The organism is Nocardia albiluteola, assembly GCF_018860155.1.
Lineage (GTDB): Bacteria > Actinomycetota > Actinomycetes > Mycobacteriales > Mycobacteriaceae > Nocardia > Nocardia albiluteola.
This window is the reverse complement of the sequence record NZ_JAHKNI010000002.1, coordinates 398,428-425,027: the sequence shown is the minus strand read 5'-3', so window position 1 is coordinate 425,027 and position 26,600 is coordinate 398,428. Positions and strand designations below refer to the sequence as shown.

Annotated in this window: 1 protein-coding gene (running past both ends of the window); it reads right to left on the bottom strand. The window is 71.2% G+C overall.

The whole window is internal to a non-ribosomal peptide synthase/polyketide synthase gene (locus KO481_RS07745; RefSeq protein WP_215916301.1) on the bottom strand: the coding sequence, 51,474 nt in all, runs 4,382 nt past the left edge and 20,492 nt past the right edge, and what appears here is coding positions 20,493-47,092 — codons 6,831 (partial) to 15,698 (partial); reading right to left, the first codon wholly in view occupies window positions 26,597-26,599. Both codon boundaries (start and stop) fall beyond the window edges.

Here is a 26,600-nt window from a genome sequence, read left to right as displayed (position 1 = left end):
CCTGGATATCCGACTCGCGCTGGCGCGCCAGCAGATCCGCGAACGACTCGCCCGCCGCGACCTGGGTCCGGAAGACCAGCGTGTTGACGAACATGCCGATCAGGTCGTCGAGCTGGGCCTCGCCGCGACCCGCCGTCGGCGTGCCGATGGCGATGTCGTCGGTGCCGGACAGCCTGGCCAGCAGCACCGACAGCGCGGTGTGCACGACCATGAACAGCGTCGCGCCCTCGGCACGCGCCAGCTCCATCAGCGCCCGATGCAGCTCGGCATCGATGGTCAGCTCGGCCCGATCGCCCGCGAACGACTGCGCCGGTGGGCGCGGCCGGTCCGAGGGCATATCCAGCTGATCCGGCAGCTCGGCCAGGGCCGCGCGCCAGTACTGAACCTGCTTGGCCGCCAACGATTCCGGATCGTCCTCGCTGCCCAGCACCTCGCGCTGCCAGATGCTGTAGTCCGCGTACTGCACCGCCAGCGGCGCCCACCCGGGCGCCTCACCGGCGGCGCGGGACGCGTACGCGAGCATCAGATCCCGCGTCAGCGGGCCGACCGACGAACCGTCACCCGAGATGTGGTGCACGACCATCGCCAGCACGTATTCGGCTGTGCTGGTGGCATTCTCACCGGCCACCTCGAACAGCGCCACCCGCAGCGGCACCTCGGTGGTCACGTCGAACACGGTGCCGATGAACCCGACGACCGCGCCCTGGACCTCCTCGGCGGAGACCGTGCGCACATCCAGTTCCGGAACCGCCTTGCCCGGCGGCAGGATCACCTGCACCGGCGCGCCGTCCATCTCGGGATAGATCGTGCGCAGCACCTCGTGGCGGGCGACCAGATCGCCCACCGCGGCGCGCAGGGCCTCCACATCGAGCACACCCGACAACCGCACCGCGATCGGCACGTTGTACGCCGTGGACTCCGGATCGAAGCGGTTCAGGAACCACATCCGCTGCTGCGCCAGCGACAACGGAATCCGCTCCGGACGCTCCAGGCTGCCCAATTCCACCCGCGTACCGCGGGACTGGGACTCCACGGCCGCCGCGAGTGCGGTCACCGTCGGGGTCTCGAACAGCAGCCGGACCGGCACCCGGGCGCCCACCGCCGCGCCGAGGCGCGCGATGACCTGGGTGGCGATCAGCGAGTTGCCGCCGAGCGAGAAGAAATCGTCGTCCGCGCCGACCCGCTCGACGCCGAGCACGTCGGCGTACACGCCCGCCACGATCTCCTCGATCGGGGTGGACGGCGCGCGGAACTCCCGCTGGGTGAACGTCGGCTGCGGCAGCGCCTTGCGATCGAGCTTGCCGCTGGCGTTGAGCGGCAATGCCTCCAGGTCGATGACCAGCGACGGCACCATGTAGGCGGGCAGGGACCTCCGCGCCGCCTCCAGCAGTTCCGTGCCCTCGACCGTGGCGCCCGGTGCGGGCACCACGTAGGCCACCAGCTGATCGCCCAGATCCGACGGCATCACCAGGGCCACGGCCTGGCTCACCGACGACTGCGCCAGCAGCGCCGACTCGATCTCGCCCAGCTCGATCCGCTGGCCGCGGAACTTCACCTGGAAGTCGGTGCGGCCCAGGTAATCCAGCACCGGTACGCCGTCGATCACGCGCCATGCCGCCAGGTCGCCGGTGCGGTACATCCGCTCGCCGGCGCCGAACGGGTTGGCCACGAACCGATCCGAGGTCAGGTCCGGACGGGCGACGTAGCCGCGGGCCAGCTGGTCACCGGCGAGATACAGCTCGCCCGCCACCCCGGCCGGTACCGGCCGCAGCCGCGAATCCAGCACGTACGCGCGGGAGTTCCACTGCGGCACACCGATCGGGACGCTACCCCGCTCCGCACCGGTCGCGGGCCAGTAGGTGATGGACACCGCGGCCTCGGTCGGCCCGTACAGGTTGTGCAGCGCGGCATCGGACACCGACCGCATGGCCGCGACGGTCTCCGGCGGCAGCGCCTCGCCGATCACGAAGACCTCGCGCAGCGTCGGGACCGTGCCCGCCTCGGTGTGCGCGGCGAAGACCGTGAGCATCGAGGGCACGAAGTCGGTGACGGTCACCCGCTGCGCGGCAAGGGTTTCCGCGATGTAGAGCGGATCGCGGTGGCCGTCGTGGGTGGCGACGACGAGCTTGGACCCGGCACGCAGGGGCATGAAGTAGCCCCACAGCGACACGTCGAATGTCGTTGCCGTCTTCTGGAAGTAGACGTCCTGCTCGCCCATCGGGTACTGGTCCAGCATCCAGGCGATCTGGTTGTGGATCGCCGCGTGCGAGACCGCCACGCCCTTCGGGCGCCCGGTGGAGCCCGAGGTGAAGATCACGTACGCCGGGTTGTCCGGATGCTGCGGTTCGATCAGCTCGTCGGCCTCCAGCGGGGTGGTCTCGAAGCCGTCCAGGTCGATGGTGTTCAGGTCCAGCACCATGACGTCGTCGGGCACCGGCACCGCGTCCTCGGTCCGGGTGAGCACGCAGACCGGCTGCGCAGTCTCGAGCACGTGCGCGATGCGCTCGGCCGGATGATCCGGGTCCAGCGGCACGTAGGCGCCACCGGCGGTGAGGATCGCGTACATGCCGACGACCAGGTCCAGCGAGCGCCGGACCGCCAGGCCGACAAGCAATTCCGGACCGACGCCGGCCCAGATCAACCGGCGCGCAAGCAGGTTGACCCGCTCGTCGAACTCCCGGTAGGTGAGCTCCTCGCCTTCATACGCGACCGCGATCCGATCCGGATGCGCCGCGACCGCACGGCGGTAGCCGTCCAGCAGCAGCTCCGGCGCGATCTCGTGCCGGGTGTCGTTCCACCGCACCAGGATTCGATCCCGTTCGGCGCCCTCGAGCAGCTCGATGTCGCCGACCGGAGTGCGCGGCGCGGCCACGATCTCCCGCAGCAGTCGCACGAAGCGGTCGGCGAAGCCCTCGACGGTCGCCGCGTCGAACAGATCGCTGGCATAGGTGAGGATTCCGGCCAGGCCCGCCGGCGCGCCCGCAGCGTCGTAGGTGTCCGAGACGATCAGGTGCAGATCGAACTGCGACAGCTGGGTGTCGAAGTCGACCGCCGACAGGCTCAGTCCGGGCAGTTCCATGGCCGACAGGCCGAGGTTCTGGAACGACAGGCCCACCTGGAACAGCGGGTGCCGCGCCGTCGAACGAACCGGGTTCAGCACCTCCACCAGGCGCTCGAACGGAACGTCCGCGTGCGCGAAGGCCTGGATGTCCGTCTCACGCTGGCGCGCGAGCAGATCCGCGAACGACTCGCCCGCGTCCACCTGCGTGCGGAAGACCAGCGTGTTGATGAACATGCCGATCAGGTCGTCGAGCTGGGCGTCACCGCGGCCCGCCATCGGCGTACCGATCGCGATGTCCTCGGTGCCCGACAGCCGCGCCAGCAGCACCGCGAACGCGGTGTGCACCAGCATGAACAGCGTCGCGCCCTCGGCGCGCGCCAGCTCGGACAGCTCCCGGTGCAGGTCGGCGTCGATCGGGACCCGCACCTTGCCGCCGAGCGAGCTCCGCACCGCGGGGCGCGGCCGGTCGGACGGCAGATCCAGCTGCTCCGGGAGATCGGCCAGCGCGGTGCGCCAGTACTCGATCTGCTCGGCCGCCAGCGATTCCGGATCGTCCTCGCTGCCCAGCAGCTCGCGCTGCCAGATGCTGTAGTCGGCGTACTGCACCGCCAGCGGCGCCCAGCCGGGGGCCTCCCCCGCCGCGCGCGCCGCGTAGGCGGTCATGACGTCGCGGGTCAGCGGGCCCATCGAGGAACCGTCGCCGGAGATGTGGTGCACGACCATGGCCAGCACGTAATCGCCGTCCGGCGCGCCGTCGGCCAGCTCGTACAACCGGACACGCAGCGGCACCTGCTCCACCACATCGAAGGCGGTGGAGAAGAACTCGACCACGGCCGTCTCGATCTCGGTCGCGCCGATCCGATGCACTTCCAGCTCCGGAACCGCCTGCGCCGCGGGCAGAATCACCTGGATCGGCGTTCCGTCGACCTCGGGGTACACCGTGCGGAGCACCTCGTGCCGGGCGACCAGGTCGCCGATCGCCGCCCGCAGCGCATCCACGTCCAGCGCGCCGGTCAGGCGGACCGCCACCGGGACGTTGTACGCGGTGGAGCTCGGATCGAAGCGGTTCAGGAACCACATCCGCTGCTGCGCCAGCGACAGCGGAATCCGCTCCGGACGCGGCCCGGCGGCCAGCGCCGGGCGACCGTCGACGCCCGCACCCTGCTCGACCTTGGCGGCCAAACCGGCCACCGTCGATGCCTCGAACACGACCCGCACCGGGACCTGCACGCCCAGCGCGGCGCCGAGCCGCGCGACGACCTGCGTGGCCACCAGCGAGTTGCCGCCCAGGGCAAAGAAATCGTCGTCGGCGCCGACCCGGTCCAGGCCCAGCACCTCGGCGAACACGCCCGCCACGATCTCCTCGATCGGGGTGGAGGGCGCCCGGAAGGCCGCCGCCTCGAACTCCGGCTCGGGCAGCGCTCTGCGGTCCAGCTTGCCGTTCACGTTCAGCGGCAACGCATCCAGCGTCACGAACGCCGCGGGCACCATGTACGACGGCAGCGCGGCCTCGAGGGCCGACCTGGTCGCGTCGATGTCGATGCCCATCTCGGCGTCGGCCGGGACCACGTAGGCGACCAGCCGATCGCCCAGGCGCGCATCGGATTTCGCGAGGACCGCGGTCTGGCCGATCTGCGGCAGCGCCAGCAGCGCCGCCTCGATCTCGCCCAGCTCGATACGGAAACCTCGGATCTTCACCTGGAAGTCCGTGCGGCCCCGGTACTCCAGCTCACCGGAGGCATTCCAGGCCACCAGGTCACCGGTGCGGTACATGCGCTCGCCGTCGCCGAACGGGTTGGCCACGAACCGGTCCGCGGTCAGATCCGCACGACCGAAGTAACCGCGCGCCAGCTGCGCGCCCGCCAGATACAGCTCACCCGCGACACCCGCGGGCACCGGGCGCAGACGCGAATCCAGCACGTACACCCGGCTGTTCCATTCGGGCACACCGATCGACACGGATGTCGCGTCGGCGCCGGTCACCTCGTGGCTCGTGATCGAGACCGCGGCCTCGGTCGGGCCGTACAGGTTGAACAGCGTCGCGGCATTGTTCGACCGGAACCGCTGCGCCACCGCGCCCGGCAGCGCCTCACCGATGGCCAGCACGCGGCGCAGCGCATCCGGCAGCGCACCACCGGACGCGGTCACCAGCGCATCGAGCATCGAGGGCACCGCGTGCAGCGTCGTCACGCCCTCGCGCGCCATCAGCGCGTTGAGGTAGGCCGGATCCCGATGGCCCTCGGGAGCCGCGATGACCATGCGGCCGCCCGTGGCCGCGCCGGTCCAGAACTCCCAGACCGAGAGGTCGAACGTCGCGGCCGTCTTCAGCAGCACGGCATCGTCGGCGCCCAGGCCGAATTCGGCGGTCTTCCAGAGCAACTGGTTCACGATCGCCGCGTGCGGCACCGCCACGCCCTTCGGGCGACCGGTCGAACCGGAGGTGAAGATCACGTACGCGGTGTTCGAACCGTGCAGCGGCGCAGTGCGTTCCGCGTCGTCGACCGAATCGCTCGACAGGCCGGACAGATCCAGCTCGTCGATCCGGACCAGGGTGCGGGCGGACTCGGCCAGCGCCCGCACCGGCGCGGCCTCCGCGACGACCGCGGAACTGGTCAGCACGCACACCGGATCGGCGGTCTCGAGGATGTACTCGGTGCGCTCGGCGGCCTGATCCGGATCCACGGGCACGTACGCGCCGCCCGCGACGGTCACCGCGTACATGCCGACGATCAGATCCACCGACCGGCGCAGCGCCAGCGCGACCCGCGCCTCCGGGCCCACGCCCATCGAGATCAGGTGCCGGGCCAGGCGATTCACGCGCTCGGCGAGCTCGCCGTAGGTGATCGCGACACCGTCGGGATCCACCAGCGCCACCGCGCCGGGCGTGGCCGCGACGGTGCGATCCAGCAGCGAGGCCAGGGTCCCGGCCTCGACCTCGTGCGCGGTCGCGTTGCGCCCGGAGATCAGCTCGGTGCGCTCGCCCGCGGCCAGGATCTCCAGATCGCCCACGGCCGTACGCGAATTCGCGACGACCTCGCCGAGCAGCCGGACGAACCGATCGACGAAGCCCGAGACCGTCGCGGCGTCGAACAGATCCGTCGCGTAGGTGAAGTAACCCTCCATCCCGGCCGGTGCCCCGGACTCGTCGTAGCCGTCGGCCATGATCAGGTGCAGGTCGAACTGCGAGATCTCGGTGTCCAGGCGCAGCGGCGCCACGGTCAGGCCCGGCAGCTCCAGCGCGGACTGCGCCAGGTTCTGGAACGACAGACCCACCTGGAACAGCGGATGCCGCGCCGTCGAACGAACCGGGTTCAGCACCTCCACCAGCCGCTCGAACGGCACGTCCGCGTGCGCGAACGCCTGAATGTCCGTCTCACGCTGACGCGCGAGCAGATCCGCGAACGACTCGCCCGCCGTGACCTGCGTCCGGAACACCAGGGTGTTGACGAACATGCCGATCAGATCGTCGAGCTGCGCCTCACCGCGGCCCGCCATCGGCGTACCGATCGCGATGTCCTCGGTGCCAGACAACCGCGCCAGCAGCACCGCCAGCGCGGTGTGCACGACCATGAACACGGTCGCGCCCTCCGCTCGGGCCAATTCGACCAGGGCCCGGTGCATCTCGGCGTCGATGCGCAGCTCGGCCTTGCCACCGACGAAGGACTGCACGGCCGGACGCACGCGATCGGCGGGCAGATCCAGCTGATCCGGCAGCTCGGCCAGCGCCGACCGCCAGTACCGAACCTGCTTGGCCGCCAGCGACTCCGGATCGTCCTCGCTGCCCAGCAGCACACGCTGCCAGATGCTGTAATCCGCGTACTGCACCGACAGCGGCGCCCAGCCCGGCGCATCGCCCGCCGCGCGAGACGCGTACGCCAGCATCAGATCCCGCGTCAGCGGGCCAACCGACGAACCGTCACCCGAGATGTGGTGGATCACCATCGCCAGCACGTACTCCGCGGCGGTGGATTCCGATCCCGGCACCTCGAACAGCGCCACCCGGACCGGTACCTCGGCCGTCACATCGAACACGGTGCCGATGAACTCGACGACCGCCGCCTGGATCTCGTCTGCGGGGACCGTGCGCACGTCCAGTTCCGGAACCGCCTTGCCCGGCGGCAGGATCACCTGCACCGGACCGCCGTCCATTTCCGGGTAGACCGTGCGGAGCACCTCGTGGCGGCTGACGAGATCGCCGATCGCCGATCGCAGCGCATCCACGTCGAGCTCACCGGACAACCGCACCGCGATCGGCACGTTGTACGCCGTGGACTCCGGATCGAAGCGGTTCAGGAACCACATCCGCTGCTGCGCCAGCGACAACGGAATCCGCTCCGGACGCGGCCCGGCGGTCAGTGCCAGGCGCCCGCCCGCACCCGCCTGCTGTTCGGCCCGGGCCGCCAGGCCGGCCACCGTCGGCGCCTCGAACATCAGGCGCACCGGGACCGTGGTGTCCAGCAGCGCACCGATTCTCGCCACCACCTGGGTCGCGACCAGCGAATTGCCGCCCAGGGCAAAGAAATCGTCGTCGACGCCGACCCGGTCCAGGCCCAGCACCTCCGCGAACACGCCCGCCACGACCTCTTCGATCGGGGTCGAGGGCGCCCGGAAGGCCGTGGCCTCGAACTCGGGCTCCGGCAGGGCCTTGCGGTCCAGCTTGCCGTTGATGTTCAGCGGCAGCGCGTCCAGCACCACGAACGCCGCGGGCACCATGTAGGACGGCAGCGCCTCGGACAGGACGGACTTCACCTGTGCCACCTCGAGATCGACCCCGGCAACGGGGACGAGGTAGGCGACCAGCCGATCGCCCAGGCGCGCATCGGACTTCGCCAGCACCGCGGTCTGACCGACCTCCGGCAGCGCCAACAGCGCCGCCTCGATCTCACCCAGCTCGATACGGAAACCACGAATCTTCACCTGGAAGTCCGTACGGCCCCGATACTCCAGCTCACCGTTGACGTCCCACGCCACCAGGTCACCCGTGCGATACATGCGGGTGCCCGGCTCGAACGGGTTGGCCACGAACCGATCCGCGGTCAGATCCGCACGACCGAAGTAACCGCGCGCCAGCTGCGCACCGGCCAGGTACAGCTCGCCGGACACTCCGTCGATGACCGGGTGCAGCCGCGAATCCAGCACGTACACCCGGCTGTTCCACTCCGGCACACCGATCGGCACCGAGGTGACGTCGGAATCGGTGACCTCGTGGCTGGTGATCGAGACCGCGGCCTCGGTCGGTCCATAGAGGTTGAACAGGTCCGCGGCATTGTGCGCCCGGAACCGCTGCGCGACCGAGCCCGGCAGCGCCTCACCGATCGCCAGCACCCAGCGCAGCGAATCCGGCAGCGCGCCTTCCGATTCGGTCAGCAGGCCGTCGAGCATGGACGGCACCACGTGCAGCGTCGTCACGCCCTCGCGCGCCATCAGCGCGTTGAGGTAGGCCGGATCCCGGTGCCCGTCCGGTGTGGCGATGACCAACCGGCCGCCCGAGATGGCGGCGGTCCAGAACTCCCACACCGACAGGTCGAACGTCGAGGCCGTCTTCAGCAGCACGGCATCGTCGGCGCCGAGGCCGAATTCCGAGACCTCCCAGAGCAACTGGTTGACGATCGCGCGGTGCGGCACGGCCACACCCTTCGGGCGACCGGTCGAACCGGAGGTGAAGATCACGTACGCGGTGTTCGACGGGCGCAGCTTGGCGACCAGCTCCGCGGCGGCGATCGGCGCGTCACTCAGGTCCGGATCCAGCTCGTCGATCCGCACGACCGCCACCCCGTCGGCCTCGAAGCCCGCATCGGCGTTGGTCAGCACGCACACCGGCGCGGCCGTCTCGAGGATGTACGCGGTCCGCTCGGCGGGCTGATCCGGATCGACCGGCACGTACGCGCCGCCCGCCCGGGTCACCGCGTACATGGCGACGACCAGATCCACCGACCGGCGCAGCGCCAGCACGACCCGCGACTCGGGGCCGACACCCAGCGAGATCAGGTGCCGCGCCAGGCGATTCACGCGCGAGTCCAGCTCGCCGTAGCTGATCCGCTCGGCGTCCGGCCCGATCAGCGCGACGGCGTCGGCGTCCGACCGGACGGTCGCGTCGAGCAGCGAGGCCAGCGTCGCCTTCCGATCGGTGGCCAGCCCGGTCTCGTTGCGGCCGATGAGGATTCGCCGCCGATCCGCGGTGCCGAGCAGGTCGATGTCGCCGACCGGCACGCGCGGGGAGGCCACGAGCTGGCCGAGCAGGCGCACGAAGCGATCGACGAAGCCCTGCACCGTGTTCCGCTCGAACAGGTCGGTGGCGTAGGTCAGGAAACCGCCGATGCCCTCGGGCGCACCGGCTTCGCCGTAGCTGTCCGCGACGATCAGGTGCAGGTCGAACTGCGAGAGGCCGGTGTCGAATTCGACGCCGGACGCGGTCAGGCCCGGCAGTTCGAGGCTGCTCTGTCCGAGGTTCTGGAACGACAGGCCCACCTGGAACAGCGGATGCCGTGCGGTCGAGCGCTCCGGGTTCAGCACCTCCACCAGGCGCTCGAACGGGACGTCGGCGTTGGCGTAGGCCTGCAGGTCGGTTTCGCGCTGGCGCGCCAGCAGTTCGATGAACGACTCGCCCGCATCGACCCGCGTGCGGAACACGAGCGTGTTGACGAACATGCCGATCAGGTCGTCCACGGCCGACTCGCCGCGGCCCGCGATCGGGGTGCCGATCGCGATGTCCTCGGTGCCCGACAGCCGCGCCAGCAGCAGCGCCAGCGCCGTGTGCACGACCATGAACAGCGTCGCGTTCTCCGCGCGGGCGAAGTCGGACAGCGCCCGGTGGGTCCGGGCGTCGATGCGCACCTCGACCTTGCCGCCGGCGAAGGACTGCACCGCGGGCCGCGGGCGGTCCGCCGGCAGCTCCAGCTGATCGGGCAGCTCGGCCAGTTCGGACTTCCAGTAGGCGACCTGCTTGGCGGCCACCGACTCCGGATCGTCCTCGGAACCGAGCACCTCGCGCTGCCAGATGCTGTAGTCGGCGTACTGGACCGCCAGCGGCGCCCAGTCCGGCGTCGCACCCGCGGCACGCGCCGCGTACGCGATCATCAGATCCCGCGTCATCGGGCCGACCGAGGAACCGTCGCCGGAAATGTGGTGGATCACGATGACCAGCACCGATTCGGTGGTGACCGGATCAGCCTGCGCCGCCTCGTCATCGGCGTCGCCGATCCGGAACAGCGCCACCCGCAACGGTATCCGCGCGGTGACGTCGAAGCCGGTGGACGCCAGCTCGGCGACCGCGGCCTCGACGCGCGCGGGCGCGATCGTGCTCACCTCGAGCTCGACTTCCGAGATCGCCTGCGCCGCAGGCAGAATCACCTGCTCGGGCACCATGGTCGCGGCGTCGGTGGTCTGCGGGTAGATCGTGCGCAGGATCTCGTGCCGGGTGATCAGGTCCGCGAGCGCGGCCCGCAGCGCGGCCACGTCGATAGCGCCGGTCAGGCGCACCGCCGCGGGCACGTTGTAGGCCGCGGACTGGGTATCGAACCGGTTGAGGAACCACATCCGCTGCTGCGCCAGCGACAGCGGAATCCGCTCCGGGCGCGGCCCGGCGACGAGCTCGCGTCGACCGGTCCCGTCCAGCCCGGTCACCCGCCGGGCCAGTGCGCCGACACTCGACGCCTCGAACAGCAGGCGCACCGGAATGCGGCTGCCCAGCGCGTTACCCAGGCGGGCCACCACCTGGGTGGCCAGCAGCGAGTTGCCGCCGAGATCGAAGAAGTCGTCGTCGACGCCGACCTGCTGCTCGGACAGGCCCAGCACCTCGGCGAGGGTGGCCGCGACCAGCTCTTCCATCGGCGTTGTCGGCGCGCGGAATTCGCGCGCGGTCAGCTCCGGCTCGGGCAGCGCCCGGCGGTCCAGCTTGCCGTTGGCGTTGAGCGGGAACGCGTCCAGCACCACGAATCCGGCCGGAACCATGTACGAGGGCAGCAGTTGCGACAGGTGGGCGCGCAGCGCGTCCACGTCCGCCTCGGCACCGTCCTGCTCGAGCACCACGTACGCGATCAGCCGGTCGCCGGTGCGCTCGGAAGTGTGCACCACCGCGACGGCCTGCGCGACCGAATCGTGCGCCGCGAGCGCGGCCTCGATCTCGCCGAGCTCGATGCGCTGACCGCGCAGCTTGACCTGGAAGTCGGTGCGGCCCAGGTAGGTGATCGTGCCGTCGCCGTTGCGGCGCACCAGGTCACCGGTGCGGTACATGCGGGACCCGTTGTCCCCGAAGGGATTCGCGACGAACCGGTCGAAGGTCAGATCCGGGCGGCGCATGTAGCCGCGCGCCAGCTGGATGCCCGCGAGGTACAGCTCACCCGCGACGCCCGCGGGCACCGGGTGCATCCGCGAATCCAGCACGTAGGCCTGCGAATTCCACAGCGGCACACCGATCGGCATCGGCGCGGTCATCTCCAGGGTGACCGGCGAGTACATCGCGTGCACCGTGAATTCGGTGGGGCCGTACTGGTTGATCAGCACCGCCGACGTGCCGAGGCGGTCGAACGCCGCCATCGCGTCGGGCGTCATCGCCTCGCCCACCATGTACAGGATGCGCAGCGTGCCCAGCGCCACCGGATCCGCGCCGTCGGCGAAGATCCGCAGCATCGACGGCGAGAACGAGGTCAGCGTCACGCGCTCGGCGGCGATCACGTCGCACAGGTACTGCGTGTCGCGGTGGCCGTCCGGTTCCGCGATGACCAGGCTCGCACCGGATGCCAAGGGGGCGAACAGCTCCCATACCGAGATGTCGAACGTGGCCGGGGTCTTCCACAGCACGATGTCCCGCGTGCCGATGCCGTGCTGGCCGATCATCCAGCAGATCTGGTTGACCACGGCCGCGTGCGGAATCGCCACGCCCTTCGGGCGCCCGGTGGAGCCGGAGGTGAACATCACGTACGCCGGATGCTCCGGGCGCAGCGGCGCGCGGCGCTCACCCGGGGTGAGCGGGCGGGCCTCGTAGCCCGACAGATCCTCCTGGTCGACCCGCAGCGACGGGGCCGCGCCGGGCGCGTCGAAGCCGTCGCGCGCGGTGGTGAGGATGCACACCGGCGCCGCGGTCTCGAGGACGTGGCCGATGCGCTCGGCGGGCTGATCCAGATCCAGCGGCACGTACGCGCCACCGGCCTCCTGGATCGCGTAGATCGCGACCAGCAGATCCAGCGAACGCCGCATGCCCAGGGCCACACGGGCTTCCGGGCCGACGCCGATCCGGACGAGATGCCGGGCCAGGCGGTGCACCCGCGCGGCGAATTCGGCATAGGTCAGCTGCGTGCCGGTCGACGGGTCGACGACCGCGACGGCGTCGGGCGTGGCCCGCACCTGCGCGGCGAACAGCGGGAACAGCAGGCCGGACACGCCGGTGTCGCGGTCGGTCTGGTTCCAGCCGCGCAGCTGCTGCGCCGCCTCGGCCGCGTCCAGCAGCGGGATATCGCCGATCGGCCGATCCGGCATCGCCACGACGGCCTTGAGCAGCCGGATGAACCGGCGGGCGATCTGCGCGACGGAGGCCTCGTCGAAGAGGTCCGTCGCGTAGATGAATTTGGCGTTGATACCGGCCGCGGTGGTGGACCCGCTGCCCGAGGTGTCGGCCACGTGCATCCGCTCGGTGAGCTCGAGATGCAGATCGAATTTGGCCGTCTCGATGGGCGTTCCGACGCCGGTGACCGACAGGCCGGGCAGATCCAGCGTGGTCTGACCGGTGTTCTGCAGCGACAGCATCACCTGGAACAGCGGGTGCCGTGCCTGCGATCGGGACGGGTTCAGGATCTCCACCAGCCGCTCGAACGGCAGGTCCGCGTGCCCGAAGGCGGCGATGTCGCCGGAGCGGACCGAGCGCAGCAGATCGCTGAAGCCCTCGGCGGAGCGGACCGGGGTCCGCAGCACCAGGGTGTTGACGAACATGCCGACGACGTCGTCCAGCGCGCGCTCGCCGCGACCGGCGACCGGGGTGCCGATCGCGATGTCGGACTCGCCGCTCAGGCGCGAGAGCAGCACCGCCAGCGCCGCGTGGATGACCATGAACATGGTGGTGCCGTGCGCGCGCGCCAGATCCGCGAGCCGGGACTGGGTTTCGGCGTCGATCGTGATGTCGTGGATCGCGCCGCGGCCCGAGGCAACGGCCGGACGCGACCGGTCCGCGGGCAGGTCCAGCTGCTCGGGCAGGCCCGCGAGGGTCTGGGTCCAGTACGAGATCTGCTGGGAGATCACCGATTCCGGATCGTCCTCGGAACCCAGCACGTCGCGCTGCCACAGCGCGTAGTCCGCGTACTGCACCTCGAGCGGCTGCCAGGCCGGCTCGCCGCCGTCGACGCGGGCGCTGTAGGCGATCATCACGTCCCGGGCGAACGGCCCGAGCGAGAAGCCGTCACCGGAGATGTGGTGCAGCACCAGGGCCAGCACGTGCTCGGTGGGGCTGACCTCGAACAGCCGGATCCGCATGGGGACCGCGGCGGTGACGTCGAATCCGGTCAGCGCCAGCTCCGCCAGCTGCGCCGGCAGGTCGGTCTCGCTGATCTCGATCGGCGTCAGATCCGGGAGCACCTTGCTGGTCGGCAGGATCTCCTGGTACGCCGCGCCGTTGATCTCCGGGTACCGGGTGCGCAGCGATTCGTGCCGTGCCAGCACGTCGGCGACCGCGATGTGCAGCGCCTGCCGGTCCAGCAGGCCCGAGAGCCGCAGCACCAGCGGCATGTTGTCGATCGCGGAATCGGGATCGAAGCGGTTGAGGAACCACATGCGCCGCTGCGCCATCGACAGCGGAATCCGCTCCGGGCGCGGCTGCGGCACCAGGGGCGCGCGCACGCCGGTGCCCGCGGGCGACTCCGCGCGCGCGGCCAGCGCCGCCACCGTGGAGGCGTCGAAGATCTCGCGCACGCCCAGCTGCTTGTTCAGCGCGGCGGACAGGCGCGCCGCCACCTGGGTGGCGTTGAGCGAGTTACCGCCCAGGGCGAAGAAGTCGTCGTCCAGGCCGACCCGGTCCAGACCCAGTACCTCGGCGAAGATGCCCGCGACGATCTCCTCGACCGGCGTGGTGGGCGCGCGGAAGACCGCCGCCTCGAACACCGGCGCGGGCAGCGCCCGCCGGTCCAGCTTGCCCGAGGCGTTGAGCGGCAGCGCCGCCAGCGGCATCACGATGGAGGGCACCATGTAGCTCGGCAGCCGGCGGCCCAGATCCTCGCGGAGGGTCTCCACGTCGACCGAAACACCGGGCACCGCAACGACATACGCCACCAGCTGATCGCCGGTGTGCTGGTCGCCGCGGACCACGACCACGGCCTGGGTGATCTCCTCGAGCCCGGTCAGCGCGGCCTCGATCTCACCGAGCTCGAGGCGCTGGCCGCGCAGCTTCACCTGGAAGTCGGTGCGGCCCAGGTATTCCAGTTCGCCGTCGCCGGTCCACATCACCAGGTCGCCGGTGCGGTACATGCGGGAACCGCTGCCCTCGAACGGGTTCGCCACGAACCGGTCGGAGGTCAGATCGGTCCGCGCGACGTAGCCGCGCGCGAGCTGGGCGCCCGCGAGATACAGCTCGCCCCCGACGCCCTGGGGCACCGGCCGCAGCCGCGAATCCAGCACGTACACCCGGGTGTTGAACACCGGGCGGCCGATCGGCACCGTGTCGAGGTCGGCGTCGGTCACCCGGTGATAGGTGACGTCGACCGCGGCCTCGGTCGGGCCGTACAGGTTGTGCATCCCGGCGCCGGTCAGCTGGCGCAGGCGCTGCGCCGACTTGGACACCAGCGCCTCACCCGAGGCGAACACCATCCGCAGCGATGCACACTGCGCGGCAGCGGGCTCGGCCACGAAGACGGTCAGCATCGACGGCACGAAGTGCGCGACGCTCACGCCCTCGGCGGCGATCAGCTCGGCCAGGTAGACCGGGTCCCGGTGGCCCTCGGGCGCGGCCAGCACCAGCCGGGCGCCGATCTGCAAGGGCCAGAAGAACTCCCACACCGACACGTCGAAGGTCGCGGGGGTCTTCTGCAGCACCACGTCGTCGGCGGTGAGACCGTATTCGGCCTGCATCCACACCAGGCGGTTCACGATGGCCGCGTGCGGCACCGCGACGCCCTTCGGCCGTCCGGTCGAGCCCGAGGTGAAGATCACGTAGGCGGTGTTGGCCGGCCGCAGCGGCGCGCGCCGCTGCTCGTCGGTCACCGGGTCGATCGCATAGCCGGACAGGTCCAGCAGATCGATGCGCACCTGGGCGGTGTCGATCGCCAGATCCTCGCCGGAGGTGAGCACGCACACCGGGTCCGCGGTCGCGAGGATGTACTCGGTGCGCTCGGCGGGATGTTCGGGATCCAGCGGCACGTAGGCGCCACCGGCGACCGATACCGCGTACATGCCGACCACCAGGTCGATCGAGCGCCGCATGCCCAGGGCGACCAGCGATTCGGCGCCGACGCCGCGCTCGATCAGCCAGCGCGCCAGCGTGTTCACGCGGGCGCTGAACTCGGCGTAGGACAGAGTTGTCCCCTCGAACGTCAGCGCGGGCGCGTCGGGCGTGCGCTCGGCCTGCGCCTGGAACATCGAGACCAGCGTCGCGTCGGGCGCGACGTCGGCCTCGGTGGCATTCCAGCCGGAGACGATCAGCTCGCGCTCGCTCCGGTCGAGCAGTTCGATATCGCCCACCGGCACATCCGGATTCGCGGTGATCGCGGTGAGCACCCGCACCAGGCGGTCGGCCGTGCGGCGGACGGTCTCCTCGTCGAACAGATCGCGCAGGTACCCGGCGCGAATGCGCAGGCGGGTGTTCAGCGACGCGATCAGCGTCAGCGGGTAGTGGGTCGCGTCCGTGGTGTCCAGGCCGCTGACGGCCATGCCGTCGATATCGGCGGCCTGCTCCGCGATGCCCGCGGCATCGACCGGGTACGACTCGAACACCACGAGGGTGTCGAACAGCCCGCCGATGCCCGCGGCGGCCTGAATCTCCGCGAGGCCCACGTAGTGGTGGTCCAGCAGATCCGCCTGCTCGCCCTGGGTGCGCACCAGCAGTTTCCGCGCCGGCTCCGACTCGTCGAAGCGGACCCGCACCGGCACGGTGTTGATGAACAGGCCGACCATGGACTCGACGCCCGACAGCTGCGGCGGGCGGCCCGACACGGTGGTGCCGAACAGCACGTCGTCGCGTCCGGACCAGCGGCCCAGCAGGATTCCCCACGCGGCCTGCAGCACGGTGTTCGCGGTGACGCCCAGCGTCGCGGCGACCTCGACCAGGCGCGCGGTGGCGGCCTCGTCGAGCTCGAAGACGTATTCGCCGGACAGCGCGGTGATCTCGCGACCGGCGTCCGGGCGCGCGAGCAGCGTGGGCTCCGAAACGCCCTGCAGGGCGGTGGCCCAGCTCGCCAGCGAGGCCGAATGATCCTGTCGCACCACCCATTCCAGGAAGTGCCGGTAGGACCGCACGGGCGGAAGCACGCCGGCGTCGGCGCGGGTGGCGTAGAGCACCAGCAGATCCCGCATCAGCAGCGGCATCGACCAGCCGTCGAGCAGGATGTGGTGGTTGGACACCGCCAGCTGCCAGCGGTCGGCCGCGACCTGGATCAGGGTGAACCGGATCAGCGGCGGCTCGGTGAGGTCGAACCGGTGCATCCGGTCGGCCTCGATCAGGTCCTCGGCCTGGCCGGTGACGCGCCGGTCGTATTCGGACCACGAGACCCGCACGTCGTCGAGCACCAGCTGCACCGGGTTGCCCTCGGCGTCGGTGACGAACGCGGTCCGCACGTTCTCGTAGCGATCCACGAGAGCCTGTGCGGCCGAACGCAACCGGTCCGCATCGACGCGGCCGGTCAGGATGAGCACCGACTGCGCGGTGTAGACGTCCACCGAGGCCGCGGCCAGCTGCGCGTGGAACTGCAGGCCCGCCTGCAGCGGCGAGAGCGGCCACACCTCGCGCAGCCCCGGGAAGCGCTGCTCCCAGCCGTCGATATCGCGCTGCGCGATGCGCACCAGCGGGAAGTCCGACGGGGTGTGCCCGCCGGCCCCGGCCGATTCCGCATGCCGCGCAACGGCTTCCACGGCCTCGACCCACATCTTGCCGAATTCGCCGACCGCCTCGGCGTCCAGCAGCGTCGACGGGTAGCCGATGGTGGCGGTGAGCGTGTCGCCGTTGACGATGGCGTTGATGTCCAGCGCCGCGCTCAGCGGCATGTCGGCGTCGTAGCCGCCGCCCAGCTCGCCGAGGTCCGAGGCCGGGATCCAGCCGAAGCCGCGCAGCTGCTCGGGCACCGCGTCCTCGGAGACCCGGCCCAGGTAGTTGAAGCTGACCTGGCCCGGCAGGTCCTTCGGAAGGTGCTCGGCCGCATCGGGATTCAGGTACCGCAGCATGCCGTAGCCCAGGCCCTTGTCCGGGACCGCGAGCAGCTGCTCCTTGATCGCCTTGACCGCCGGGCCCATGGCCGGGCCGCCGGTGAGCGCGGCATCGATGTCGATACCGGACAGGTCGAACCGGACCGGGAAGATCGAGGTGAACCAGCCGACGGTGCGCGACAGCTCCGCGCCCGGGACCACCTCCTCCTCGCGCCCGTGACCCTCGAGGCGGATGAGCACGGAATCCTCGTCCCGGCTCGCGCGCCACTTGGCCAGCGCCAGCACCAGCGCGGTCAGCAGGCCGTCGTTCACGCCGCCGTGGAAGACCGCGGGCACGGTGGTCAGCAGGGATCGGGTGGCCTCGGCGGACACCTCGACGTGCGCCCGCTCGAGCACACCGGCCACCTCCACGGCCGGATCCAGCGCACGCGCGGTCAGCAGCGGGTCGGGACCCTCCACGACCGAACGCCACAGCGGCAGTTCGTCGCCGCGCTGCAGCGCCGTGCGCTCGAGCGCGTCGGCCCAGGTGCGCATGCTGGTGCCGGGCTGCGGCAGCTGCGGGGTCTGTCCGGAGGAGAGCTGTCCCCAGGCCGCGACGAAGTCGGGCACCAGGATTCGCCAGGACACACCGTCGACGACCAGGTGGTGGGCGACCACGATCAGGCGCCCGGAACGCGGCGCGCCCTCGGATTCGCCACTGGCGGTGGCCGGATCGAGCCAGACGAAGCGAATCACCACGCCCGTCTCGGGATCCAAGCGATCGAGCGCGGAATCCAGTGCGGCCGAGGCGACCTCGGCGAGGTCGTCGGCCTCGCCGAATTCCACGCGATCGATCAGCGCGTCGATGTCGACGGTGCCGGGCGCGGTGGTCTCGGCGATCCAGTCGCCGCCGTGCCGCCGCAGCCGCGAGCGCAGCATGTCGTGGCGGTCCACGACCGCGCCGACGGTCGCCGCGATGCCCTCGCGGTCGATGCCGGCCGGAAGTTCCAGCGCCATCGTCTGATTGAAGCGCCCGAACGAGCCGGGCCGCTCCACCATCATCCGCACCACCGGCGTCAGCGGCATGACGCCCACGCCGCCGCCGGGCAGTTCGGCCAGCACGCGGCGCGCGTCGGCGGCCGCGCCGGTCTCCGCGACACTCGCCAGGCCGGCGACGGTGCGATGCTCGAAAACGTCACGCGGGCTGAAGATCACGCCCCGCGCCTTGGCCCGGGACACCAGCTGAATGGAGACGATGCTGTCGCCGCCGAGCGCGAAGAACGAGTCGTCGATGCCGACCCGGGCGATGTTGAGCACCTCGCCGAACACCTCGGCGATGGTCTGCTCCATCGGATTGCGCGGCCCGCGGAACTGGCCCTGGGCCTCGAAGACCGGCTCGGGCAGCGCGCGGCGGTCCAGCTTGCCGGCCGGGGTCAGCGGCACGGCGTCCAGCACCATGATCGACGAGGGCACCATGTACCCCGGGATCCGCTCCTCGAGGTGGGCCTTCAGCGCCGCGGTGTCGATCGAGGCGTCCTGCGCCGCAACCACATACGCGACCAGCACGACCGCGCCCGCCTCGGTGCGGTGACCGATCGTCGCGGCGTAGCCGACGCTCTCGTGCGCCAGCAGGGCCGCGTCGATCTCGCCCAGCTCGATGCGGAAGCCGCGCACCTTGACCTGGAAGTCGGAGCGGCCCACGTACTCGAGCACGGGATCGCCGTCGGCACGCGGGATCCACCGGACGACGTCACCGGTGCGGTACATCCGCTCGCCCGCGACCACCGGATCGGCGACGAACCGGTCGGCGGTCAGCGCGGCGCGCGCGTGATAGCCGCGCGCCACCTGCGGACCGGCGACGTACAGCTCGCCGGCCACCCCGTCCGGCACGGGCTGCAGGCGATCGTCCAGCACCAGCGCCCGCATGCCGCGGATCGGGCCGCCGATCGTGATGACGTCGCCGGGCCGCAGCGCGTCGCTCATGGCGGGCGCGACGGTGGATTCGGTGGGGCCGTAGGCGTTGTGGAAGGCCCGGATCGGGCCGCCCTCGCGCAGCGGCACCGCCCACTTGCTCACCAGGTCGGCCGGGACGGCCTCACCGCCGGTGATCAGCACCCGCAGCCCCTCGAGACCGCTGGGGTCGAAGGTCGCCAGCGCGGCCGGGGTGACGAAGGCATGGGTCACCCCCGCGTCCCGGATCAGCTCGGACAGCTCGGCGCCGCCGTACACGCCCGTCGGGACGATGACCAGCGCCGCGCCCGCGCCCACCGCGAGCATGAACTCGAGGATCGAGGCATCGAAGCTCGGGGACGCGAAATGCAGTGCGCGCGAGGAGGAGTCGAGACCGAAGCGCTCGACCTGCTCGGCGGCGAAGTTGGCCAGGCCGGTGTGGGTGACCACGACACCCTTGGGCACGCCGGTCGAACCGGAGGTGTAGATGACATACGCCGGATGCTGGGGGTGCAGTGAGCGCACCCGATCGGCGTCGGTCACCGCGTCCGCAGGGAAGCGGTCCAGGTCCAGCTCCTCGAGCGTCAGCCAGTCCGCCGATTCCGGCAGACCCGCGCGCACGGACGCGGCGGTCAGGCCGAGCACCGAGCCCGAGTCGGTGACCATGTGCTCGATGCGCTCGACCGGATAGGCCGGGTCGATCGGCAGGAACGCCGCACCGGTCTTGGCCACCGCCCACTCGGCGAAGTACGAATCGGCCGACCGCGGCACCGCGATCGCGACCACGTCCTCCGCGCCGATGCCGCGCTCGATCAGCAAGCGCGCCAAGCGGTTCGAGCGGGCGTCGAGGTCCGCATAGGACAGACTCGTGCCCTCGTAGACGACCGCGGTCGCCGCCGGATCCGCGGCCGCGGCGGCCAGCATCTCCGGCAGGGTCCGCGCGGGCTCGGCGGGGCCGCCGGTGCGGGCCAGCAGTCCGGCGCGCTCGGCGGGATCGAGGATGTCGATGGTCCCGACCGCGATCCGCGGGTCGGCGACGATCGCCTCGAGCACCCGCTGCCAGCGGGTCACCATCGACGCGGCCGTGGCCTCGTCGAACAGTTCGGTCGCGTAGGTCAGCGCCAGCATCATGCCGCCCGCCTCCGCCGGTGCGCTCTCCGAGAGCGTGAACTGCAGATCGAAGCGGGAGGTGTTGTCCTCGAGCTCCAGCCCCGACACGCTCAGGCCCGGCAGCTCCAGCGTCGCGCGCTCCATGTTCTGGAACGACAGCGCCACCTGGAACAGCGGGTTGCGGGCCTGCGAGCGCTCCGGGGCGAGCAGATCGACCAGCCGCTCGAACGGCACATCGGCATTGTCGAAGGCCGCCAGGTCGCCCTCGCGGACCCGCTCCAGCAGCGCGTCGAACGACTCCGCGGCCGACACCTCGGTGCGCAGCACCAGGGTGTTGACGAACATGCCGACCAGATCGTCCAGCGCGGCCTCGCCACGACCGGCGATCGGGGCGCCCACCGCGACGTCGGCGCCGCCGGACAGCCGCGCCAGCAGAATGGCCAGTGTGGCGTGAACCACCATGAACAGCGACGAACCACGCTGGCGCGCAATCTCTTCCAGCGCGCCGATGAGCTCCGGCGACAGCGGGGTGTACAGCGTCGCACCCTGGTGCGAGGTGACCGCGGGCCGCGGGCGGTCCGTGGGCAGGCCCAGCTCGTCCGGGATGCCGTCGAGGGTGGTGCGCCAGTAGCCGACCTGCGCGGCCAGCAGCGACCGCGGGTCGTCCTCGGCGCCCAGCACCTCGCGCTGCCACACCGCGAAGTCGCCGTACTGCACCGGCAGCGGCGCCCAGCCGGGCTCGGCGCCCGCCGCGCGCGCGGTGTAGGCGGTCATCACGTCGCGGGCCAGCGGGCCCATCGAGAAGCCGTCCGCCGCAATGTGATGCACGACGACGACCAGCACGTGCTCATCCGCGCCGGACTCGGTCTGCACCTGGAACAACCGGGTGCGCAGCGGGACCTCTTCGGCCACGTCGAAGCCGTCGGAGGCGAATTCCGCGGCCGCGGTGAGGATCTCGGCCTCGGCGATCGGATAGGCGTGCAGGTCCAGGGCGATGCGCTCGGCCGGATAGCTGAGCTGCTCGACGACGCCGTTGCGCTCGGGGTACCGGGTGCGCAGCGACTCGTGCCGGCGGACCACGTCGAAGATAGCCGCCTTGAGCGCGGCGATGTCCAGCTCACCGGACAGCCGGATCGCCAGCGGCAGGTTGTATGCCGCGGACGACGTGTCGTACTGGTTGAGGAACCACATGCGCTGCTGCGCGTAGGACAGCGGCACCGCGGCATCGGTGGACCGCGGCCGCAGCCGGGCCCGGGCCGCGCGTGCCTGCGTGGTCACCCACTCGGCCAGCGCCCCGGCCGTCGGGGCATCGAACAGGGCGCGCACCGGCACCGAGCTGTTCAGCGCGTCGCCGATCCGGGCGGCCACCTGGGTCGCGATCAGCGAGTTGCCGCCCAGGGCGAAGAAATCGTCGTCCAGGCCGACCTGTTCGGCCCCGAGGACGTCCGCGAAGACGGCCGCGACCACCTTCTCCACGCGGGTGCTCGGCGCCCGGAATTCGGCGGCGGCGAACACGGGATCGGGCAGCGCGCCGCGATCCAGCTTGCCGGATGCGTTGAGCGGGAAGGCATCCAGCACCACGAAGGCCGCCGGAACCATGTAGCCGGGCAGGCGGGCGCCCAGCTCGCCGCGCACGGCGTCGATGTCCACGCTCGCGCCGGATTCCGGCACGACGTAGGCGACCAGCTGATCGCCGGTGCGCTCGTCGGTGCGCGCGAGGACGACCGCCTGCGCGATCGGCTCCAGCGCCGTGAGCGCGGCCTCGATCTCGCCCAGCTCGATGCGCAGGCCGCGCAGCTTGACCTGGAAGTCGGTGCGGCCCAGGTATTCCAGCTCGCCGGCGGCATTCCAGGCCACCAGGTCGCCGGTGCGGTACATCCGCTCGCCCGCGGCGAACCGGTCCGCCACGAACCGGTCCGCGGTCAGGTCGGGCCGGGTCACATAGCCGTGCGCCAGCTGCACACCTGCCAGATAGAGCTCGCCGGGCACCCCGACCGGAACCGGCCGCAGGCGCGAATCCAGCACGTAGACACGGGTATTGAAGACCGGTGCGCCGATCGGCACCGTGACGGTATCCGCGTCGGTCACCTCGTGGAAGGTGACGTCGACCGCGGCCTCGGTCGGGCCGTACAGGTTGTGCAGGCGGGCGCCGGTCAGCTCCCGCAGGCGTCGCGCCGCGTTCGCGGGCAGCGCCTCACCGGAGGCGAAGACGTTACGCAGGCTGGCGCAACCCGCCGCGTCGCCGGAATCCTCCAGCTCGCCGACGAATACCGAGAGCATCGACGGCACGAAGTGCGCCGCGCTGATGGCCTCCTCCTCGATCAGCTGCGCCAGGTAGCGCGGATCGCGGTGCCCCTCGGGCCGCGCGACCACCAGGCGCGCGCCGACCTGCAGGGGCCAGAAGAACTCCCACACCGACACGTCGAAGGTCGACGGGGTCTTCTGCAGCACCACATCGTCCGCGGCCAGGCCGTATTCGGCGTGCATCCACACCAGCCGGTTCACGATCGACATGTGCGAGACCGCGACGCCCTTGGGGCGGCCGGTGGAGCCCGAGGTGAAGATCACGTAGGCGGTGTTGTCCGGGCGCAGCGGCCGGATGCGGTCGGCGTCGGTCAGCGGCGCGTCGCTCAGGCCGGACAGGTCCAGCTCGTCGATGCGCACCTGCCGGGAATCCGCGGTGTCGACGTTCAGGTCCTCGCCGGAGGTCAGCACGCACACCGGCTTCGCCGTATCGAGGATGTACTGCGTGCGCTCGGCCGGGTGGTCCGGATCCAGCGGCACGTACGCGCCGCCCGCGATGGTCACCGCGTACATGCCGACGACCAGGTCGATCGAGCGCTGCATGCCCAGGGCCACAAAGGATTCCGGGCCGACACCGGCGGCGATCAGCCACCGGGCCAGGCCGCGGGCGCGCCGCGCGAACCCTTCGTAGGACAGACTCGTCCCCTCGAACGTGATCGCGGTCGCGTCGGGCGTGCGCCCGACCTGCGCCTCGAACAGCGAGGCCAGGGTCGCGGCGGCGACACCGTCGGGCGCGGTCAGCGCCGCGTCCAGCGGGAACTCGGTGGCGTTCCAGCGCCGCAGGATGCGCTGCCGTTCGCTCTGTCCGAGCAGCTCGATGTCGCCCACCGCGGTCTCCGGACGCTCGGCGACCGCCTGCAGCACCCGCACGAAGCGGGCGGCGAAGCCCTCGGCGAACTCGGTGTCGAAAATGCTTGTCGCATAGACAAGTTCCGCGGTCATACCCGACGCGGATCCCTCGCTGAGCACCAGCTGCAGATCGAAGGGCAGGGTGGGCGGGTCGACACGCAGTTCCGAGACCGACAGCCCGGGCAGCTCGAACGTCCCGGAGTCCTGGTTCTGGAACGAGAGCATCACCTGGAACAGCGGGTGCCGTCCCTGCGAGCGAGCCGGATTCAGGACCTCGACGATGCGCTCGAACGGAACGCCGGTGTGCGCGAACGCGGCCAGATCGCCCTCGCGGACGGTGCCGAGCAGCTCGCCGAAGCTCGCGTCCGGCGCCACCTGCGAGCGCAGCACGACGGTGTTGACGAACATGCCGACCAGATCGTCGAGCTGCTGTTCGCCGCGGCCCGCGACCGGCACGCCGACCGCGATGTCCTGCGTGCCGCTCAACCGTGCGAGCAGGACCGCGAAGGCACTGTGCAGCACCATGAACAACGTGGCGCCGTTCGCGCGCGCGACCTCGTTGGCGGCGTCGACGACCTCGGCCGGGATCGAGAACCGGTGCGTACGAGCCGCATTCGAGGCGACGGCCGGGCGCGGGCGCGCCGAGAGCCGCAGCTCCTCGGGCAGCCCGGCCAGGGTGGTGCGCCAGTACTCCAGCTCTCGCGCCACGGGCGAGGCGGGATCGTCCTCGGAGCCGAGGGTGTCCCGTTGCCACAGCGCGTAATCCACGTACTGGATCGGCAACGGCGCCCATTCCGGCGCGGCCGCGGCCGCACGGGCCACGTACGCGGTCATTAGGTCGCGGACCAGCGGGCCCATCGAGAAACCGTCGGCGGCAATGTGATGCGTGACCACGACCACGACGTGCTCGGCGGGGGCGCGGCGGAACAGGCGCAGCCGCACGGGCAGTTCGGTGGTGAGGTCGAAGCCCCGGTCGACGAATTCCGCGATGACGGAAATCATTCCCGCCGGATCGGATTCGGGTGCGTCGAGCACGTCGAACGACGGGATCGCCTCCGCGGCGGGCAGCACCTTCTGATAGCCGACGCCGTCGTGGGCGGGGTAGATCGTGCGCAGCGACTCGTGCCGCGCGATCACATCCGCGACCGCGGCGCGCAGCGCCGCGATATCGAGCTCGCCGGACAGCTGCACCCCGGCGGCGATGTTGTTCGCCGAGGAGGTCGCATCGAAGCGGTTCAGGAACCACAGGCGCTGCTGGGCGGGCGAGAGCGGGGGCCGCTCGGGCCGGGTGCGCGCGGTGAGCGCCGCGAGCGCCGAGCGCGCACCGAGACCGGCCGCCGAGCCGATGAGCGCGGCCAGGCCGGACACCGTCGGCGCGTCGAACAGCATTCGCACGCCGATCTCGGCGTCGAACGCGGTCCGCAGCCGGGCGGCGACCCGGGTGGCGATCAGCGAGTTGCCGCCCAGGGCGAAGAAATCGTCGTCCGCGCCGACCCGCTCCAGCTCCAGCACCTCGGCGAAGACCGCCGCGACGGTCTCCTCCGCGGGCGTCGAGGGCGCGCGGTAGGCGTTCGAACCGGCGTCGGGCGCGGGCAGCGCGCGGCGGTCCAGCTTCCCGTTGACGGTCAGCGGAATCGCTTCCAGCACAACGATTGCCGAGGGAACCATGTACGAGGGCAGCAGCTCGCCCGCGCCCCGGCGCACCGCGTCCGGATCCACCGCCGCGGCCTCGGGATCGGCCACCACGTACGCGACGATGCGCTGATCGCCCGGCCGGTCCTCGCGCACGAGCACCGCGGTCTGCGCGACGCCGGGCTGTGCCAGCACCGCCGCCTCGATCTCGCCGAGCTCGATGCGGAAGCCGCGCACCTTCACCTGATCGTCGGCGCGGCCCAGGTACTCCAGCTCACCGGCGGAGTTCCAGCGCGCCACGTCGCCCGAGCGGTACAGCCGGGAACCGGCCGCCTCCGCATCGGCCAGCGGGTTCGCCACGAACCGTGCCGCGGACAGGTCCGGACGGCCCAGGTAGCCGCGCGAGAGCTGGGAACCGGCGACGTACAGCTCACCGGCGACGCCCACCGGCACCGGCCGCAGCCGGTCGTCCAGGACGTAGACCCGCAGTCCGGCAATGGATCTGCCGATCACGCTGCCCGCGGCGCCGGCGATGGTGGCCGCGTCCAGCGCGCGGTACGACACGTGCACCGTGGTCTCGGTGATGCCGTACATGTTGACCAGCCGCGGCGTCGAATCGCCGTGCCGGTCCACCCAGCCCGCCAGGCGGCGCAGCTCGAGCGCCTCGCCGCCGAACACGACGTAGCGCAGCGACAGCGGGTCCCCGGCGGAGTCACCGGAGACGCGCTCGGCCTCGGCCAGCTGGTAGAACGCCGACGGCGTCTGGTTCAGCACCGTCACCCGCTCGGTGCGCAGCAGCTCGAGGAACTGCTCCGGCGACCGTGAGGTGTAGTAGTCCACCACGACAAGCGTGCCGCCGAACAGCAGCGGGCCCCATAGCTCCCAGACCGAGAAGTCGAAGGCGAAGGAGTGGAACAGCGTCCACACGTCCTGCGGCCCGAAACCGAACTCGCGATCGGTATTGGCGAACAGGCGCAGCACATTCCGGTGTTCGACCGCGACGCCCTTGGGGCGGCCGGTGGAGCCGGAGGTGTAGATGACGTAGGCGATGCTCGACGGGCGCAGCGGCGCGAGCCGGTCCGCGTCGGTGATCGGATGCTCGCCGGAGTCCAGCAGATCGGGCACGTCGATGCCGTAGTAGTCCATCAGGACCACCGGCAGCTTCGAGCCGTCCTCGCGCGCGGCGAATTCCACCTCGACGGTGCTGTCGACGATCGCCACCGCCGGGCGGGAATCCTCGAGCACGTAGGCGATGCGCTCGGCCGGGTAGCTCGGGTCGATCGGCACATAGCCCGCGCCGGACTTCACGACCGCCAGGGCCGCGACCACCAGATCCGAGGAGCGCGGCAGGATCACCGCGACCAGCGTGTCGGGTCCGGCG